Annotated in this window: 18 protein-coding genes; 6 read left to right on the top strand and 12 right to left on the bottom strand. The window is 35.6% G+C overall.

Annotated features, from left to right (window positions below):
* Positions 1–89 precede the first annotated feature (89 nt).
* From B5P42_RS12305 to B5P42_RS12325, 5 genes are all read right to left on the bottom strand, one after another.
* Positions 90–1,664: a permease gene (locus B5P42_RS12305; protein ID WP_113734289.1), complete on the bottom strand. Its 1,575-nt coding sequence runs from the start codon at positions 1,662–1,664 to the stop codon at positions 90–92.
* Complete coding sequence (locus tag B5P42_RS12310; RefSeq protein WP_088031452.1) at positions 1,654–2,370, bottom strand: ABC transporter ATP-binding protein; 717 nt, start codon at positions 2,368–2,370, stop codon at positions 1,654–1,656. Before B5P42_RS12310 ends, B5P42_RS12305 begins: the two co-directional genes overlap by 11 nt.
* 160 nt (positions 2,371–2,530) lie before the next feature.
* Positions 2,531–3,169, bottom strand: a complete 639-nt coding sequence (locus B5P42_RS12315) for an SdpI family protein (protein WP_002034494.1) — start codon at positions 3,167–3,169, stop codon at positions 2,531–2,533.
* Between the two features lie 24 nt (positions 3,170–3,193).
* Positions 3,194–3,829, bottom strand: coding sequence for an SdpI family protein (locus tag B5P42_RS12320; RefSeq protein WP_088031451.1), 636 nt, complete (start codon positions 3,827–3,829; stop codon positions 3,194–3,196).
* Positions 3,826–4,098, bottom strand: coding sequence for an autorepressor SdpR family transcription factor (locus B5P42_RS12325; RefSeq protein WP_002089211.1), 273 nt, complete (start codon positions 4,096–4,098; stop codon positions 3,826–3,828). The genes B5P42_RS12320 and B5P42_RS12325 overlap by 4 nt, the downstream gene beginning before the upstream one ends.
* A 208-nt stretch (positions 4,099–4,306) precedes the next feature.
* On the opposite strand from B5P42_RS12325, the gene B5P42_RS12330 reads away from it, so the two are divergent.
* From B5P42_RS12330 to B5P42_RS12355, 6 genes are all read left to right on the top strand, one after another.
* On the top strand, positions 4,307–5,002 hold the full coding sequence (locus tag B5P42_RS12330; RefSeq protein ID WP_000276730.1) for a response regulator transcription factor: 696 nt from the start codon (positions 4,307–4,309) through the stop codon (positions 5,000–5,002).
* Between the two features lie 2 nt (positions 5,003–5,004).
* A complete protein-coding gene (locus tag B5P42_RS12335) occupies positions 5,005–6,027 on the top strand; it encodes a sensor histidine kinase (RefSeq protein WP_002015836.1) in 1,023 nt (340 codons plus the stop codon).
* A gap of 94 nt (positions 6,028–6,121) precedes the next feature.
* On the top strand, positions 6,122–8,101 hold the full coding sequence (locus B5P42_RS12340; protein WP_113734290.1) for an FtsX-like permease family protein: 1,980 nt from the start codon (positions 6,122–6,124) through the stop codon (positions 8,099–8,101).
* A gap of 68 nt (positions 8,102–8,169) precedes the next feature.
* Positions 8,170–10,128: an FtsX-like permease family protein gene (locus tag B5P42_RS12345; RefSeq protein ID WP_113734291.1), complete on the top strand. Its 1,959-nt coding sequence runs from the start codon at positions 8,170–8,172 to the stop codon at positions 10,126–10,128.
* A 19-nt stretch (positions 10,129–10,147) separates the two neighbouring features.
* Positions 10,148–10,900: an ABC transporter ATP-binding protein gene (locus tag B5P42_RS12350; RefSeq protein WP_000393251.1), complete on the top strand. Its 753-nt coding sequence runs from the start codon at positions 10,148–10,150 to the stop codon at positions 10,898–10,900.
* Positions 10,897–12,870: an FtsX-like permease family protein gene (locus tag B5P42_RS12355; RefSeq protein ID WP_113734292.1), complete on the top strand. Its 1,974-nt coding sequence runs from the start codon at positions 10,897–10,899 to the stop codon at positions 12,868–12,870. The genes B5P42_RS12350 and B5P42_RS12355 overlap by 4 nt, the downstream gene beginning before the upstream one ends.
* 54 nt (positions 12,871–12,924) lie before the next feature.
* Here B5P42_RS12355 and B5P42_RS33385 read toward each other — a convergent pair whose 3' ends face one another.
* The 7 genes from B5P42_RS33385 to B5P42_RS12390 form a co-directional block, all read right to left on the bottom strand.
* Positions 12,925–13,143, bottom strand: a complete 219-nt coding sequence (locus B5P42_RS33385) for a YjcZ family sporulation protein (RefSeq protein ID WP_044443832.1) — start codon at positions 13,141–13,143, stop codon at positions 12,925–12,927.
* A gap of 179 nt (positions 13,144–13,322) precedes the next feature.
* Complete coding sequence (gntP, locus tag B5P42_RS12365; RefSeq protein ID WP_113734293.1) at positions 13,323–14,648, bottom strand: gluconate permease GntP; 1,326 nt, start codon at positions 14,646–14,648, stop codon at positions 13,323–13,325.
* Positions 14,649–14,713: 65 nt separating this feature from the next.
* Positions 14,714–15,439, bottom strand: a complete 726-nt coding sequence (locus tag B5P42_RS12370) for a GntR family transcriptional regulator (protein WP_113734294.1) — start codon at positions 15,437–15,439, stop codon at positions 14,714–14,716.
* The gene (locus B5P42_RS12375; RefSeq protein ID WP_113734295.1) at positions 15,439–16,455 is read right to left on the bottom strand and encodes a sugar kinase; all 1,017 of its coding nucleotides are present in this window, start codon (positions 16,453–16,455) and stop codon (positions 15,439–15,441) included. The genes B5P42_RS12370 and B5P42_RS12375 overlap by 1 nt, the downstream gene beginning before the upstream one ends.
* The gene (gene dagF, locus B5P42_RS12380; RefSeq protein WP_113734296.1) at positions 16,448–17,203 is read right to left on the bottom strand and encodes a 2-dehydro-3-deoxy-phosphogluconate aldolase; all 756 of its coding nucleotides are present in this window, start codon (positions 17,201–17,203) and stop codon (positions 16,448–16,450) included. The genes B5P42_RS12375 and dagF overlap by 8 nt, the downstream gene beginning before the upstream one ends.
* Position 17,204: 1 nt before the next feature.
* A complete protein-coding gene (locus B5P42_RS12385; protein ID WP_113734297.1) occupies positions 17,205–18,308 on the bottom strand; it encodes a DgaE family pyridoxal phosphate-dependent ammonia lyase in 1,104 nt (367 codons plus the stop codon).
* The gene (locus tag B5P42_RS12390) at positions 18,286–19,386 is read right to left on the bottom strand and encodes an amidohydrolase/deacetylase family metallohydrolase (RefSeq protein WP_113734298.1); all 1,101 of its coding nucleotides are present in this window, start codon (positions 19,384–19,386) and stop codon (positions 18,286–18,288) included. The genes B5P42_RS12385 and B5P42_RS12390 overlap by 23 nt, the downstream gene beginning before the upstream one ends.
* Positions 19,387–19,398: the final 12 nt, after the last annotated feature.

Raw genomic sequence — 19,398 nt, forward strand, 5'->3', positions numbered from 1 at the left:
TGATTCGGGGTACAGTTCATTTGAAAGGAGCAGTAGCTTTTTTATTTTAACTTCTTCTTTACAAACAAAATACGAATATGACATTAACTTTATTTTATACTTCTCCTCGACTCGTTCTTATACAAGAAAATAGTAATAATCGTAAGTACTATAACAACTCCAAAAGTAAACACTCTGTAGTTCGAGATCGTAGCAGTACCAATTAACAAGGCAGGTATAACAGCCGTAATTAAGCCACCAAACATACCGACAAAAGATCCTACACTTTGTTTTACTATTTGAGTTTCTGATACCCAATCATAATAACCAAATCGATTATTAATAAAAATTCCCCATACTGCCGAAAATAATGAATATGTTATTGGTGTTATGACGATTAAAAGAGAACTCCAAACATCTAGTTTTAACCCTATTATCAGTAATACGGCACTAATAAGTGATGCAGGTATACTTAATGAAAGATTCATAAGAATTTTACTGTCATAAATTATCTTTGGCGCTATAGGCAATGACTTAATAATCCATACATTTTTTCCTTCTAAAGACAATGACACACATGTTGTACACGTCATCGAAATCGCTGCTGCAATAGCAAATGGAGCAATCTTTTGCAACAGGGGCTCAATTCCAGGATACGCTATTAATTGACTTGGTCCTACTACAACTATAGCTAGCGCGAAAGCTATCGCCATCACAACTCCCATTCCACTATTTATTACATACACTGTAGAAGAAAAGAAACGTTTCAGTTCTTTTTTATATAACGCGACCAATACACTTTCTTTTCTCATACTATTAATCTCATAATTTGAAAGCATATGATAAGTGGAAATCCCTGTGTTTATTTGCTTATATTTTAACGAAAGTATTTTTACAAAAAGATAATACCAAATAACTGATATCCCAACGAATAGGATGAAAGCTACAATATCAGCCTGAACAATTGCTTTTTGAAACATGTTAGCTAATGGATACACTTTCGTTAATTGCTCCGAAACAATTGCACCAATTCCGTTCATATCAGTAAGGCTATATTGAGCATTTCCGTTTTTTAGCATAAAGAAACCGAATGTAATAATTACTATAAAACTTAAAATCGTAGTTATTTTATTCGCATTTTTAAATTTAGAAGCGATTGCTGTAATCGCAGCTCCAAAGATCGCTGCTATTGTTGTTGGAATTAAAGATGCTATAAACATACTGATGAACCACATAAAGTAAAAAGAAACTGATGGATTTTCACGTATGCAATACACAACTCCCATCGGTAGCATGATTATGATTGAAAAGATCGTATTCAGCAAGTATAAATACAAAAATCTACTTGCAATAACAGTACTTACACGAATCGGCAATGACATTAAAAAGTCGTAATCCTTAAAAGCAAAAATTTCTCCATTTGCCTTAAATATAGTGAAAAACAGCGTTAATACACTGCTAATAACTAGGGCATAGACTGGAATAATTTCACTCATTCCTAGTTTCACCAACCCATATGCCGAGGCTCCGCAATATAGCATTAACAGGACACCAACTAAGGCAATAGATGCTGACAGTAAAATCTTATTCTGCTTCTTTTTCTTATCTTTTTCGTATTTAAAAGTATTTAAACCGAGCTGCGTTATCAACCTGATTTTTAAAAGCCCTAGACTATTAGTATTCATTAGCAAGCTCCTTCATAAAGAGCTCTTCCAATGAGCCTTCCTTTATTAAAGAATTCACTTCCCCTGAAAGTGCTAATTTCCCTCTATTAATCATCGCTATTTTATTACATAACTTCTCCGCCACATCTAAAACATGAGTAGAAAAGAAAATAGCACTTCCCTTTTCACAAAGCTCTTTCATAATCCCTTTCAATACTACAGCAGCCTTTGGATCAAGACCAACGAAAGGTTCATCTAAAACTAATAATTTCGGTTTATGCAAAACCGCTGATATTATCGCTACTTTTTGTTTCATACCATGTGAATAAGAAGATATTAAGTCTCCCAAGTAAGGTGTAATCTCAAAAGCATCCCCATACTTCTGTATCTGTTCTTCCCGATCCTTCGCAGACACTTTAAACACATCAGCAACAAAGTTCAAATATTGAATTCCTGTTAATTGCTCATATAAATCTGGATTATCAGGAATGTACGCCATTACTTTCTTACATGCAATCGGATCCTTTTTTACTGAATGTCCATCAACAAAAATTTCACCCTCTTCAAAATCTATAACTCCTACTAACGACTTAATTGTTGTACTTTTCCCCGCACCGTTATGTCCAATAAATCCAAAGATATCTCCTGCTTGAACAGTAATATTTAACTGATCTACTGCTTTTTTGCCACCTTTGTATGTCTTGCTAAAATTTATAATTTCTAACATGTGATTCCCCCCAAACTATCTTTTTAACTGAATTTTCAGACCTAAAAGCGAAAAATTTACTCAGCGAGCTTTTTCGTTATCCCCACTGAGTATTAAAATTTCTTAACACATAGAAACTATAAATATAAAATTTGACTAGTACAGTTCAATCCCTTATTGCTCACAATTGCATTTCTTTTTTATAAATAGCATATGACTTTATCGTTGATATGAAGATGCATATTAATATTATTCCAATCCCCATAAAAATATTGAATGGATCTGGAAGTACCGCCCCAGCATATATACAAAGTGCACCTATTACAAATACCTTCGAAGCAAATCTGTGTGTTTTTCTCCAAACTACAGGATTTTCTAATGTCCAGTCCATCCGGATTCCTACTAAGCCATTTGGCTTCGTTTGTTGCATATAATTGCCGAGTACTAAAAACAATGTTCCAAGTCCGAAATTAAATGCAATGGAGCCCGATGCAATATAATTAGACACTGCTAATAGCGCAAATATATTACAGCCGAACCCTATCAAAAGAATGGCATAATGGATTGCAGAAAGGACTTTAGCATGCTGTTTATACTTATCTTTCGTTACATCAATATACCCCATAGCTAGCCATATCAAATACAGCAACACCATACTACCTATTGAAACTGAACTCGCTTCTACTTTAGAAAAATATCCATCTACCATTCCTGCAGCATTATAATGACGTGGAATTTGTTTCGGTAAATAAGGCCATACAATGTACCAGCCAATTGCAATTGCAATAATTAAACTCCATGGTAATACGTGTCTTTTCATCCTCTCTCCCCCTTAAATTTTATATTAAGCCCCTATCTCTTTCTTATAAGCAACATAGGAATATCCCATCGTTAGTCCTACTGCACCAATAATAATTCCAGCCATTACGAAAGATTTCCATGCTACCGGCGCGAAAACACTTAAAATCATAATGATTCCTAATGCAACAAACACCTTTCCACTAAAACGGTGTGTTTTTCTCCATACTTCTTCGTTACTTAACGTCCACGGTGTTTTTATGCCTACAAAGTAATTTGGTTTACATTGTGGTAAATAGTTTCCGATAACTATGAATAGAATACCAACTAATAATTCAGGCATGCGATTAATGAATAAATTATATCCTAGTCCACTTGTAATAATATCTATATTTCCTACAAATAGTAGCAATAGTATCCCGTTATTCATCATCATAAAAGCTTTAGAAAATTTCTCGTAATTTGCTTTCCTTGGATCAATCTTTGGTATCACATTTAGAAATACATATAACGCAATCATAATTCCAACCATAGAAATCATTCCGGAAAGTTTAGACGAATAACCATCTACCTTACCGCCGTTCCAATGCGTCGCAATTGTATCCGGTAAATGTGGCCAAGCAAATGCCCATGCCAAACAAGTTATAACAATTAATAGAATTGCAAAAAGATGTTTTTTCATTTCCCCTCTTCCCCCTTATTCGTAAACGTAAACACCCAAGTCAATAAATCTTGAAATACAGTTGTGTTTAAAGAGTACATAACGAATTGTCCTCTTTTTTCATCTTGGATAAGTTCAGCATTTTTAAGCGCATTTAGGTGATGAGAAATACTTGGCTTTGTCATATTGAACTGTTCAGCAATTTCGCCAGCTGTTAAATCGCCTTCTTTTAATAAGTCTAAAATTTTTCGCCTTGTCGGGTCTGCTAATGCTTTAAATGCTTGATTCAATGTCTTTCTTCCTTTCGATAATTAGACATTTAGATATTTATCTAAATGTTAAAACGTTTTCAGTTAATTGTCAATTGTATCCCTAGCCCTTTTTACTTTTTCCACTTTTGACCTATATTGTTTACTAGCTTATATTTCAACATAATGAAAAGACGAGAAACACATGATACACTATAGCTACAATTGTTTTTTTAGGAGGAATATACATATGTATAAAATTTTAATCGTTGAAGACGATCCAAATATTTCATCATTACTACAATCTCACATTCAAAAATATGGCTATGATGCTGTTGTTGCGGAGAACTTCGATGATATTATGGAATCGTTTAACGCTGTGAAACCACATCTTGTTTTACTTGATGTAAACTTACCGAAATTCGATGGCTTCTACTGGTGCCGTCAAATCCGTCATGAATCTACTTGTCCAATTATTTTCATTTCGGCACGTGCTGGTGAAATGGAACAAATTATGGCTATTGAAAGCGGTGCGGACGATTATATTACGAAGCCGTTCCACTATGACGTTGTAATGGCGAAAATCAAAGGTCAATTACGCCGTATTTACGGTGATTATGCACCAAATATTTCTGAACGTATCGTTGAAGTTGAAGGACTAAAACTATTCCCTGAGCGTCCCGAAATTCATTTTGGCGCTGAGCAAGTTCTTTTAACGAAGAAAGAGGCAATTTTAGCAGAAATGTTATTATCTAAATTCCCGCGTACAGCGAGTCGTGAAGATTTACTAGCCGCTCTTTGGGACGACGAAAGCTTCGTTGAGGAAAATACATTAAACGTAAACATCACGCGTCTTCGTAAAAAGTTCAATGAGCTTGGTATTGAAAATGCTATTGAAACAGTACGTGGACTTGGGTATCGTTTTAACGCAACTTGGAGTGAATAAGCATGAAACTATTTTTACGTGATCATTTTGCATTTTTCCTACTATATGTATTAAACTTCGGAATCATTTTCGTTCTTTATGATGCAGTAGACGGATTTCAAAATAATAAGTTTTACTTCATCGTTTTAAGTTTATACTTATTCATCTGTTTCCTCGCTTATCGTTACGTTCGTAACCGTAGAATGTATCACAGATTAAGTGAACCACCAGAGAAACTGGAAGATGCGTTTATTGAAAGAGCGACTGCTCCTATGCCACACGGTGTAAACGAGCTCGTTCGTACGCAATATCGTCTATTCCAAAAAGACCTACAAACATTCGAAGTAAAACAGCAAGAACACCAATTATTTATTAACCATTGGGTGCATCAAATGAAAACGCCTGTTTCTGTTATGCAGCTTATGGTGCTTGAAATGGAAGATGAACATTTAATCCCGAAATTCAAAAAAGAATTAGAACGATTAAATCAAGGACTCGATATGGCTTTATATATGGCAAGGCTAAATAACTTCCATGAAGACTTCCATGTTGAGACGATTTCATTAAAAGATGCTGTGACAAAAAATATTAACGGATTGAAAGAATTATTCATTCGAAACGGAGTCTTCCCCGTTTTAGAAGTTCATTCAGATTTAAAGGTTGCTTCTGATGCGAAATGGCTAAAGTTCATCATTTATCAGTTAATGACAAATGCAGTTCGCTACTCTGGTGAGCGCGGAAAGAAAGTTTTCTTATCAGCTTATCGCAATGGTAAAGATATTATTTTGGAAGTTCGTGACGAAGGCGTTGGTATTCCGCAAGAAGATATTCGAAGAGTATTTGAACCTTTTTACACTGGAAAAAACGGTCGTGCATTCGGAGAATCTACTGGTATGGGGCTTTATATTGTAAGTAAAATTTGTGATTATTTAGGTCACTCTGTGAAACTAGACTCTGAAGTTGGTAAAGGAACGACGATTAAAATCATCTTCCACAACGCTGCAAACAATCAAGCAGAAAACACGGAGAAGGTGACCGAAGCATGACCATAACATATGCTAGCAAAATGTATGAGAATTTACTCTCATACATTTTTTGCAATAAGACTACATATCGGCCTGCTAACGGGAGGCATATATTATGACATTTTGGCAGTTTGCATTTAAAAATGTAACGCGCAACTCAAGAGCTTATTTTGCCTACTTTATAAGCAGTGCCTTCTCTATTGCTGTTTTCTTTTCTTTTGCTGTTTATTTATTTCATCCGAAATTACAAAACTTCAATATGATCTCTGAAATTTCAGGGTTAATGATATTTTCAGAAGTAGTAATTGTTTTCTTCTCTTTCTTCTTTTTACTATATTCGATTGGATCATTTTTAAAAGTTCGTAAAAAACAATTTGGGATTTTAACCATTTTAGGTATATCGAAAAAGCAATTACATCGTCTCGTTTTTACGGAAAATATGTTAATTGGTATTTTATCTATCTTTTTCGGCATACAGTTTGGGTTTGTTTTTTCGCAATTTTTCTTATTAGTGACAGCGAAAATTACGCACGTACCAGGTATATATTTATACGGGCCTACTAACGCAATCATTTTAACGACCATCGTTTTTCTTAGTCTTTTTATCATTGTATCTGCATTCACACCAATGCTTATTCGTACAAAAAAAGCGGTACACCTTTTAAAAACAAATGGTGGAAAACAAAAAGAAAGAAAACCATCCATATTTATTTCTTTATTTGGTGCTATCTGTTTATTAGGCGGCTATGCTTTAGCTGGAAATCCTAAATATTTTGTCTCAGTAAGCCCGCAAATAGGTGTTATATACATGGTTTCAAGTATCTTCGTAATCCCAACGTTTGTTACAATGGGAACGTATTTTTTCTTTTCGCAAATTAGTTTTTCACTTATTTATATTTTGAAAAAAAGAAGAAAATTTTATATGAAACGGATAAATATGCTTTGGATATCTGATTTAGCAAACCGTATTCGAACAAATATTAATATGCTTTTTATTGTGGCCATGCTATCTACCGTCGCTTTTACAATGATTACGTTTTTATATGGATTCGGGAAATTTATTAAACTAGAGGTTACTAAAACTTCACCTTTTCCAATTTCTTATTTTTCTTATGATGCGAATCCTTTTGTTGCAGAACACTTGAATTGGCTTGAGCAGCAATTACAAAGGGAAAATTTCTCTTATGAGAAAATAAACGCTGATTTATATGAAGCACCATTAAAAGAAGATCAAGATATAGCCATTTATAATGACGTATATGCAATTAAGCAAAGTGACTATAACAAACTTGCGGATTCTTTACAATTAAAACAACTATTCATGGATGATAACGAAGCATATGTTTTAACAGGGACATCTTATATCACCATATTTAATGAGTTTGATCAAAGCTACAACAGAGACTACATTACTCTCTCTAGCACAAATACGAAATTACGAGTAAAAGGCTATGAATATGTGAATGCAATTCCATCTACCTTTTCATATCAAACGTTAGTTTTACCTGATGCTGTTGTAGAAAATTTCCCCAATACAACTAAACATGTATCAGCGTACAATTATAAAGTACAAAACTGGGAAAAAACGTATAAAATTGCAGATGATTTTATAGAAAAGGTGCAAAAAGATCGAGATAAATCCCAGTACAAAGGACCTCTTATTCGCTCCTTTGAATCGGCAGGGTCACTATATAGAATAACATCAGGAAGTGCCGCATACTTCCTAATCGGGACATTCTTAGGTGTCATTTTCTTTATTGGAGCAGGTAGCGTTCTTTACTTCAGAATGTATACAGATTTAACGAACGAACAAGAAAAATATGTAGCAATTTCAAAAATTGGTGTAACAGATGCAGAGATGAAAAAATCTGCAACCATTCAACTTAGCATTTTATTTTTCGTTCCGTACGTTATGGCGTCCATTCATACAATGTTCGCAACAAAAATGCTTCAAGATGTAATTGGTTTATCTTTGTTCAAAGAAATTTCAGCTGTTCTTATTATTTTTGGAGTCGTTGAAATCCTATTTTTCTTATTCATTCGTTCGCTTTATATGCAAAAATTATCACAGTATACGAATGGGCAAAATATTTAAAACAAACTTTATGAAAAGAGTATCTCTCATACTCTTTTCATCTTCGCTCTATTAGGAGGTTTAGGTGAATGACATTTTGGCAGTTTGCATTTAAAAACGTGACGCGGAACGCTAGAGCTTATTTCGCCTATTTTATAAGCAGTGCGTTTTCCATTGCAATTTTCTTCTCGTTTGCAGTTTATTTATTTCATCCTAAATTGCATATGACAGGCGTGAATGCTGCTCTGAACATATTAATGACAATCTCAGAAGTTGTCATTGTATTCTTTTCATTTTTCTTTTTACTATATTCAATCGGTACTTTCTTAAAAGTACGAAAAAAACAGTTCGGGATTTTAACAGTACTTGGCATATCTCCAAAGCAATTAAAGAGGCTCGTATTTCTAGAAAACATGCTAATTGGTGGCCTATCCATATTTTTCGGCATTCAATTTGGCCTTGTCTTTTCACAGTTCTTTTTATTAGTTACCGCCAAAATTACGCATGTGCCTGGTTTATATTTATATTGGTGGCCTACAGCTGCTATCGTTTTAACTATAATTATCTTTCTTGGACTCTTCATTCTCGTATCATCTTTTACACCGATGCTAATCCGTACGAGAAAAGCTGTACGTCTTTTAAAAGAAGGAACAAAACAAAAAGAAAGAAAAGCATCTGTACTCATCTCTCTCTTTGGTGCGATATGTTTAATATCTGGATATGTTTTAGCAGCAAACCCACTATATTTTATGTCACTAGGAGATATCGCTGGGCTTTTGTACGCTGCCTCCTGTATATTTGTCATCCCATCACTTGCTGCAGCTGGGACATATTTTTTCTTCTCACAAATTAGCTTCTTACTCATTCGCATATTAAAGACGAGAAGAAAATTTTATATGAAACGTATTAATATGCTTTGGGTTTCTGATTTAGCAACTCGGATTCGGACAAATATTAACATGCTCTTTATCGTGACGATGTTATCGACACTCGCTTTCACAATGATTACATTCTTATATGGGTTTGGGAAATTCACAAAGTTTGATGAAATAAGGCAAAATCCTTTCCCGTTTACTTATTTATCACATACTGAAAATACGCTTGCCGATGAACATTTAAATTGGTTAGAACAAAAATTTAACGAAGAGCAGTTTGCTTATAAGAAATTTAAAACGGATATATATGAAGTGTCTTCGGCAGAAGATAACGCGCAGCTCTATTATGCAATTAAACAAAGTGACTATAATATACTTGCTAAAGCATTAAATTTGGAAACGCTCACCGTAAGTAATAATGAGTCTTATATCCTTATTAAAGACATAGATGATCAATTCATTGGAACAGTTTTTGATCAAAAAAAGAGAAATACTCTGACACTTACTCAAAACTCTTTACATCTACAAGTGAAAGAATATAAAAGTTATAACCCTTTCCCGAATAGCTTAATATCACAACTTCTCGTATTATCTGATGAAAATGTAGAAGCCTTATCAACCGCTTCAAAACAGATGAGTGTATATAGCTTCAAAGTTCCAGATTGGGAAAAGGCACATAATATCGGTTCAGCATTTATAACAAAAATTGATAATGACAATGCAGCTATTCAGGCAGAACATCCACCGTTTCATGCAAGTGAAGCAAGCGATTCTCTATACAAAACAAAATTAAATGTTGCTTCGTTTTTCTTAATTGGTACTTTCCTAGGTGTTATTTTCTTTATCGGAGCTGGCAGTGTTCTTTACTTCCGTATGTATACAGATTTAACAAATGAGCAAGAAAAGTATATAACGATTACAAAAATCGGTTTAACAGAAGTCGAAATGAAGCAATCCGCTACAATTCAACTTGCGATTCTTTTCTTTGTTCCTTACATTATGGCATCGATCCATACGATGTTTGCGACAAAGATGTTACAAGAGATATTACATCTATCATTATTCGCTGAGATTACAGTTGTACTTGTAATCTTTGGAACGGTTGAAATTATCTTTTTCCTTTTAATTCGTTCCTTTTATATGCAAAAATTATCACAACATATTAAGTTTTAAAAATAGAAAGGTGATTATTATGGAAGAAGTATTACACATAAAAAACGTCTCAAAAGTGTATGAAGGAAAAGTCCCTCATACCGCTTTAAAAAATATAAATTTACATGTAGATAAAGGTGAATTCGTTGCGATTATGGGACCGTCTGGCAGCGGTAAATCTACATTTTTAAACGTTATCTCTACAATTGACTCCCCTACTTCTGGTGATGTCGTGATTAATGGAAAAAAACCGCACACATTTCGTAGAGAGAAACTAGCTATTTTCCGCCGCCAAGAGTTAGGGTTTGTTTTTCAAAACTTTAACCTGCTAGATACACTAACAATCGGTGAAAATATCGTACTCCCTTTAACGTTAGATAATGTTCCTTTAAAAGAAATGGACGAAAAGCTTGATAACATTTCAAAAAAGCTTGGAATTGATCATATTTTGGACAAGCGTATTTTTGAAGTTTCTGGAGGACAAGCGCAGCGTACTGCAGTAGCACGTGCTGTTATTCATCATCCTTCACTTCTACTTGCCGATGAACCAACAGGAAACTTAGATTCGAAAGCAGCAATCGATGTAATGGAGTTATTTACGAAGTTAAATAAAGAAGAGGATGCCACAATTTTAATGGTTACTCATGATCCGTTTGCAGCAAGTTATTGTAACCGCGTTATTTTCATTAAAGATGGTGGGCTTTACAATGAATTACACCGCGGACTATATCGCGAGAAATTTTATCAAGAAATATTAGATGTTTTAGCATTATTAGGAGGAAGGCGTGGATGACGTTTTGGCAATTTGCATTTAAAAATGTCTCACGTAATTCTAAAGCATATTTCGCTTATTTTGTAAGCAGTGCATTTTCCATTATGGTTTTCTTTTCATTTACTGTATATGCATATCATCCGCGTTTACAAAATGTACAAAGCTTTCAAGATCGAGATCCTCTAATGAACTTAGCTAGTACAGCACAGCTTGTGATTGTTATGTTCTCGTTCTTCTTTCTCTTATATTCAATTGGAACATTTTTAAATGTACGGAAGCAGCAATTCGGGATACTCACGATTCTCGGTATCTCACAGAAACAATTAAAAAGACTGTTATTTACTGAAAACATGATAATCGGGATATTGTCCATCTTTATCGGTATACAAGGTGGCCTAGTGTTCTCTAATTTTTTCTTATTAGTCACTTCAAAATTAACAAGTGCGAAAGGTCTCTATTTATATTGGCCAACAGAAGCGATTATCGTGACAACCGTAACGTTTATCATTTTATTTTTAATCGTTTCTACATTCACACCTATGTTTATTCGGACTCGTAAAACAGTCCATCTTATTAAAGGGAACAAGAAAGTGACAGCCGAAAAAAGGCCGTCTATACTCATTTCGATATTTGCTTTAACTTGTTTAGGATTATGTTATTATATAGCTGGTTACCCACAAGGCTACGTAACCGAACAAAATGTAAGAAATGGATCTGTATTCTTTATTATATTATCTATTTTGCCACTCGTAGTAGTCGGGACATATTTATTCTTTTCACAAACCTTCCTTCTCTTTATCTTTATTTTAAAAAAGCAAAGAAAGTTTTATTTGAAACAAATAAATATGTTATGGATTTCAGATTTAGTTGCTCGTACTCGTAGCAATATTAATGTACTTTTTATCGTTTCTATGCTATCTGCACTTGCATTTACGATTATTATCGGACTATTTGCTGCTAATAATAATACGAAAGCATCGATACTAGAACGATATCCAATCCCCTTCACATATACATCTGAAGGTAATAATTCCCTTGAACAAAAGCACATTACTACAATTGAAACCGAGCTTACAAATAGCAATTTCGATTACAAAAGATATAAATTTACAGTATTAAAAGATACAGCTGCAAAAGAAGACATTATGCTTATGAAAATGAGTGATTATAACGCAATTGCTAAACAATTAAAGAGAACGGAAATAACACTTGATTCTACACAAGTTTATATTATTTCTCGTCACTCACCAGAGCTCTTAAATCTTGTCTCAAATCCATTTGCAAAACAAAATACAATTACACTTGGATCTAATAAAAAAGAGTTTCATATTAAAGGATTTATTAATAAAGGGATAGAACCATCCTTCGCATTTCCCCATTTAATTGTTATACAAGATTATGTATTTGATAATATGATTCCTCATATTGAAACAACCATAGTCTATAACTACTTCGTGGAAAACTGGGAAAATGCAATTGTTCCGACCAAAAATATGTTGCGTACTATTGGTGAGGATGCAAGTGACTTCTATGAAAAACATAAAGAAGAAAAAGCTCAAATTCCTTTTTACATTCATACAGCTACTGATGAATTAATCCATGGTAAAGAAAATGCAGTTGCTCAATTCTTTATTTGGGCATTTCTTGGCTTTATCTTCTTTATCGGTGCGGCTAGCGTTTTATACTTCCGTATGTATAACGACTTAACGAATGAAAAACAAAAGTACATTACGATTACAAAACTGGGCTTAACTGAATCAGAAATGTTTCGCTCCGCAACGATTCAATTAGGAATTTTATTTTTCGTTCCTTACATCGTTGCTGGTGTTCATACGTTATTTGCGGTTAAGTTTTTACAAAGCATGTTTTCTTTCTCGTTACTAAAAGAGTTACTGATTGTACTCACCTTTTTCGGGATTATCGAGATTATTTTCTTTTTCTTAATCCGCTCTCTGTACATTAATAAATTATCACAGCATATAAAAATATGAATAAAATAGCCTTGTGCATATTGCACAAGGCTATTTTCAATAGTTTTTAAATAATTAGCAGCAATATCCACCATAGCCGCCGCCATAGCCACCATAACCGCCGTAACCACCATAACCGCCGCCGCCGCCGCCGAAGCAGCTAGCACCGATAATGATTAATAAAATAAACAATACGATTAGAAGCGCAAAACCGCCGCCGCACCCACGTCTACGGTCGCAATCATCATGTCTGCGGTTACAATCATCATGTCTGTGTTCACACTTTTCGCTCATTACTCTATTCCTCCTTTAGTATCATTCATAACAAGATCGTCTTGCTCTAAATGAGGGGATTCCATTTATATTATGTTTTCAGGGCAAATCGGAAGCTTGGCACTCCTAAAAACGGGCTTGTTTCATGAAAAGAGCCCCAACACAAAAAGAGGATACCTTTAAATAGGCACCCCCTTCTTCTAAACAAACATATTAAGTAAAAGCGCAAAGCCGAATGCAATAAATGATAACAATGTCTCCAGCACCGTCCACGTTTTAAACGTTTCTTTTACTGTCAAACCTAAATACTCTTTTACAAGCCAGAATCCTGCATCATTTACGTGGGAAAACATTAATGAACCTGCACCGGTTGCAATAACGAGTAATTCTAAATTTACACCAGACATGTGCTGAATAACCGGTGAAACAATTCCAGCTGCTGTCGTTAATGCTACAGTAGCTGAACCTGTTGCAATTCGGATTAATCCCGCTACCATGAACGCTAAGACGATTGGTGATAATGAAATATGTTCTGCCATTTGAGCGATGGCTGTTCCAACGCCGCTTTCAATTAATATTTGTTTAAATCCACCGCCTGCACCAATTATTAAAATAATGGAACCGACAGGTAGTAAACTTTCATCTGTTAATTTTTTAATCATCTTTTTATTAATTCCTTGTTTTATGCCAAGCAAATAAAACGCTGCGAAACATGAAATAAGTAAAGCGATTACCGGACTTCCTACAAATACTAAAAATTCAGTTATTTTTTCCGGTAATGAAATATATGGTGCGACTACTGATAAAATCATTAAAACTACTGGTAATAAAATGATAAAGAATGAAGCTTTACGACTTGGCAAATCAGTAGATACTGTCGTAACCCGAACAAGCTCCGGTTCATTTTCAGGTATAACCCTCTTATGTACCCACTTTGCAAATATCGGTCCTGCAATAATTGCTGTTGGTAACGCGATAATTAATGAATACAATAGTACCTTTCCTAAATTCGCATTATAAATACCGATTGCTGTCATCGCACCTGGATGCGGCGGCACTAGCCCATGTACAATCGATAATCCAGCAATAACAGGTAACGCAATTAACAATATATTTTGTTTCGTTGTTTTTCGAATTGAAATAACGAGTGGTAATAAGATGACAATCCCTACTTCAAAAAATACTGGAATCCCTATAACAAATCCGGCGAATAACATAGCCCAAGGTAATTTTTTCACCCCGAAGAATCGAATGAAGAAATCTGCTACTTGCATGCCAGCCCCTGAATCAGACATCATTTTCCCTAAAATTGTTCCGAGAGCCAAAATACCAACTAAATGCCCTAGTACACTACCAACACCAGTTTCATAGGCAGTAACAATTTTGGTCAAGTTCAACCCAGACATAATAGCTAAAAATAGACTAGCAACTGTTAAACTAATAAACGCATGCCATTTCCACCATGATACCCCTAAAATAACAATTGCGATCGCAATTAACGTGACGATTAATAAGTATATATCCATATCCCATTCCCCTTCGATATGAAATTTTTTTACAAAAAAAGAGGGAATTGGTCCCTCTTCATTTTTTACACATCATAATTTACAACGTAATGCTGCATTTCCGTATTGTAGTAGCCTTCACTATATTCAATTACTTCGCCAACTTCATCGTAAGAATAGCGCATACGTTTTAATAACGCTGTTCCCTCTTTTTCTCCTAACGCTTCTGCAACGAAATTAGGCGCAAATCCAACAGCGAATTCATCTCTGAAGTTTTCTAAATGTATACCACGGTCCTCGACTAGATCATAAAGCGATTGTAAGTCAAAGTCCGCTAAGTCTGTACTTGCCATTTGTACTGAAAAATAGTGCGTATAATGAATGTACGGAGTATCATTTAAAGCATATAGACGCTCAATACGAAAACTCTCTTTACCAAACAAACGAAATGGTACTGTTCCTTCTTCATTATGAACCACTTCTGCCTTTAGCAATTTCTTTTGTACTTTATAGCCTTCTTCCACTAACACTTCTGTAAATTTCTTTCCCTTTGAAAGCTTTGTCGCAGAAGTATTTCGAATGACTTTCGTTCCTTTACCACTTTTCTTTTCTAAATATCCTTCTTGAACGAGTTCTTTAATTGCGTTTCGCACTGTAATTTTACTCACTTTGAACTCTTCTTCTAATTGTGGTTCAGAAGGAATATTTGTATGAATGGCATAAACACCATGTAATATTCGATCACGAATAATATTTTTAATTTGTAAATATAATGGACCTCTTTTTCTCGTTACGTTCACCGTTACACCCACTACCTTTCTACATCACCTACTGATGCCGTCATTGCCCGAAGTATATCTTTCTCTGATGACATTGGCGTATCACCGACGATTGTATGTGCAAGCATTCCAGCTGCTGACGCAAATGAAACAGCTTTCTCTGGTGCAAACTCTTCTATCTCGCCATGAATAATTCCGCTCGTATAAGCATCTCCAGCACCTATTCTATCATATACAGAAAACGTAAGTGTTTTGGCAAAAGTGAACGTCCCATCTTTACATATGAATCCGCGAAGTGAGTGTGTATTATCACTATTAATAGAGCGATGCGTTCCCGCGATCGTAGCGATATTATATATTTCAGCGACTTTTGGAATAAGATTAACAAGCTGTGCTTCTCGCTCCGTCTCTTCCGTTTTCATTCCGAGAACAAACATCGCATCTTTTTCATTCATCATTACAATATCGGCAAGTCCCAGCATTTCTTCATAATGCGGTTTCGCCTGTTCATACCCATCTTCTCCCCAAAGCGATGGACGATAATTACAATCAAAGACAACAGTGCCTCCATTTTCTTTAACTGCCTTCGCCAAAGATTTCATATGATGGCGCACAGTATCATTCATCGCAAGTGTAATTCCGCAAAAATGAACGATATCAATTTCTTTTGCGATTTCTTCAAATTGGTACATCTCTTCAGATGCTGTATTGAAACTACTTTCTAATCGGTTCGAATATGTAACGCGGCTTACGCGTGCTCCAAATCCATTTTCTAAAAAGTACATACCAACATATTTACCGCCTCTTGAAATAAACGGTGCTTGAATCCCTAGTTTTTGAATGTGCGATACCGCCGCATCTCCAACCGAATTTTCCGGTAAAGTTGAAATAAGAAGCCCTTCATGCCCTAGATGAGAAAGTGCTGCTGCGACGTTCACACCTGTACCAGAAAATGAGTAATTTAGCGTGTTTGCTTGCGATAGCAATTCATATCCTGGCACTTGCAGGCGCATCATTACTTCACCGAACGCTGCAATTTTCTTACGCATATTGATCAACTAGCTTCTTCACTACTGCTAATAATTCACGTACATCTTCTACTTTCGTATTGCCAGTTTCTTTATCAATAATAGAAGAGTACACATGCGGAATAACTTGCTCTACGTTTGCTTCTAATGCAATACGTACAATTGTTTCAAAGTTTTCTTTATCAATTCCGCCCGTTGGCTCTAATGCAAATCCTTCTTCCGCACATGCTTTCGCAACAGCGCGATATTCTTCTTCATGAGCTAAGCCTTTCATTGGGAAGTATTTCAATGATTTCCCACCCATATCACGTACAAGTGCGATTGCTGTTTTAATTGGAACGATTGCTTTTTCTTCCCCAGCCGCACTAATTGGGCCAGTAGAAATATTTACGTAACCTACTTTTCCTGTTGGTGATACTAAACTATTAATCCAGCTATCTTTGCCGCCAAGATTTGCGCGCGTTGCTCCTACTGAAGGGAACACTTGGTTAATATGACTACCAGGATAATGCTTCGCAATTTCAGCTACAACTGCCGCTTGGCGATTATCTCCTGCTCCTAGTCCGATTGATACAGCGTCATCAATTTCTTTTCCGTATGCTTTCATCGCTGTAACTGCTTCTTCTACTGTTGGATAATCTTTTGATAACACACCGACTACTACATAACCTTCTGCTGCTTCAAAAATGTCTTTCGCATTTCGGGTATTGTTCGCTAATACATTTAATGCTACGCGGCCTTTATAAAAACGTTTTTGAATGTTTGTCATCTTAGTTTCCCCCTACAATTTCTCTCATTTTTTCTTCAATCACATGTATGTCATCGCCTTGAAGTGGACGGGGATCGATATCAAAGAACCCTTGTCTTACTCCGTAATCACGTGTGTAAATTGCGATTTCCCCTTCGCGTAACGCGGTTACAACATCTTTTGCAGTTTTATTTAATTCGTTCTCGTTAATATGAATACGCGCTCTAAAAATTGCTCTTCCAGCTTCATCTTGAACAATCGTTACATTTACACCGTTTAACTCTTTCAGCGGCATAAGTACTTGTAACAACTCTTTTTCTTGTTCACTCTTATCTTCTTTTACTCCGTACTCATCAAGCGCTTGAAGTAAACCGAAAGTCGTCTCTTTCCCAACTTTCATACTTCTTCCGATGCAATGTAATTGTACTTTTAGCCATTCAATATATTTTCGTTTCCCGCCGACAATACCAGAAGTAGGTCCTTCAATTGCCTTTGAACCGCTATAAATTGCAAGGTCTGAATACTTCACATACTTTTGAATATCTTCTTCAGCTGCCGCATCGACGATAAGTGGTACGTTATTTCGCTGCGCAACTTCCCATGCTTCTTCAACAGAAATCATATTTTTTTGTACTGCATGATGGGATTTTACATACAGAATCGCAGCTGTATTTTCGCCGATTGCATCTTCAATATGTTCCGCTTTTCCTTCATTTGCGTAACCGACTTCAACTAACTTACCTCCGCCTAAATAAATCATCGTTTCAACAGGAGCACCGTATTGAACGTTATGACCTTTTAACATAATCACTTCGTTTTTCAGGATTACCTCTTGATGAAGTCGTTCACTTTTACGACGATTTCCTTCTGTAACGATACCAGCGATAGAAAGCGCAATTCCACTCGATGCTGAGTTCACAACGACCGCTGCCTCTGAATCTAAAATTCTCGCAATATGGTCTCCCGTTTTATCTACTAAATCAGCAATTTCCACATAATTTTGTCCACCATGTTTCATCGCATCCATAACTGTATCTGTAGGAGCGGATACACCTAAAATACTCATTCTACCGCTCGCATTAATAACTCTTTTTAATCCATACTTAGCATTCAATGAATGACCCATTGATTACAACCCCTTTCGTATCAATTCTTCTTTCAGCAATGCGCTGATCCCCTTCTGAATCAATTAACGTAATCGGTTCATCTTTCACCGTAAATAAAGTTAAGTTTGCAATATCCCCTTCTTGAATACGGCCAAGCTCTGGTTTCTTCAGCCACTCTGCCGCATTTTTCGTCACCGCATCAATTACTTCTTCTAGCGGATAACCTAAGTAAAGGAATTTCGAAAGAACGTGAGCCATACTATACACTGGACCGTGTATACGGTTCTTCCGGTAAATATCTGTACTAATTGTATTAAAGGCAATACCGTGACGCTTCGCCGCTTCTGCTACTTTAAAAGAAAAACTAGCATTACCGTGACCAACATCTAAATGAACACCGCGTTTCACTGCATCTAATAACACAGATATCGGTTTTCCTTCTTCATCAAATAAATTATTTTCTTTCCCGTTTAAGTAATGTGTAATGACATCATCTTTTTCTAAAAGAGGTACAACTTCCTCTATACGTGGAGGCGCTGAACCGATATGTACCATAATCGGCAATGATGTTTCACGAGATAAAGAGCGCGCTACGTGCAGCGGTTCAATTCCGCTATCACAAATGACACTTTTACTCATTCTCGCTTTTAATCCAACGATTACATCTTTATACTTTTCTACTGCATCTATTACTTTCTCTTTATCTATCCATTCCATATTGGATAATTCATCAATTCGTTTCAAACCGATGCGAGAAATATTTAAAAAGGCAAATAAATTTGTTTTTGCCTGCTTTCTACTTTGTACTAAATCTGCGATACGATCAGCTCCGCAGCTTCCCGCATCAACAATTGTCGTTACCCCTTGCTTAACGCCAATTTCATCTACCTCATCGCCATACGGATCAAACTCTGGAAAAGCATGAACGTGCAAATCAATCCAGCCACTCGATACGTAAGTACCTGAGTAATCAAGAACCTTTCCACCCTCGCCAGCACCAGCTTTCGTCACCTGTGCGATTTTATTATTTTCAACTACAATGTCAATCTCTTCCCCGTTCACACGCTTCACATTACGTAGCACGAATCGTTCTGTCATTGTATTTCCACC

The organism is Bacillus sp. SRB_331, assembly GCF_003264175.1.
GTDB lineage: Bacteria > Bacillota > Bacilli > Bacillales > Bacillaceae_G > Bacillus_A > Bacillus_A mycoides.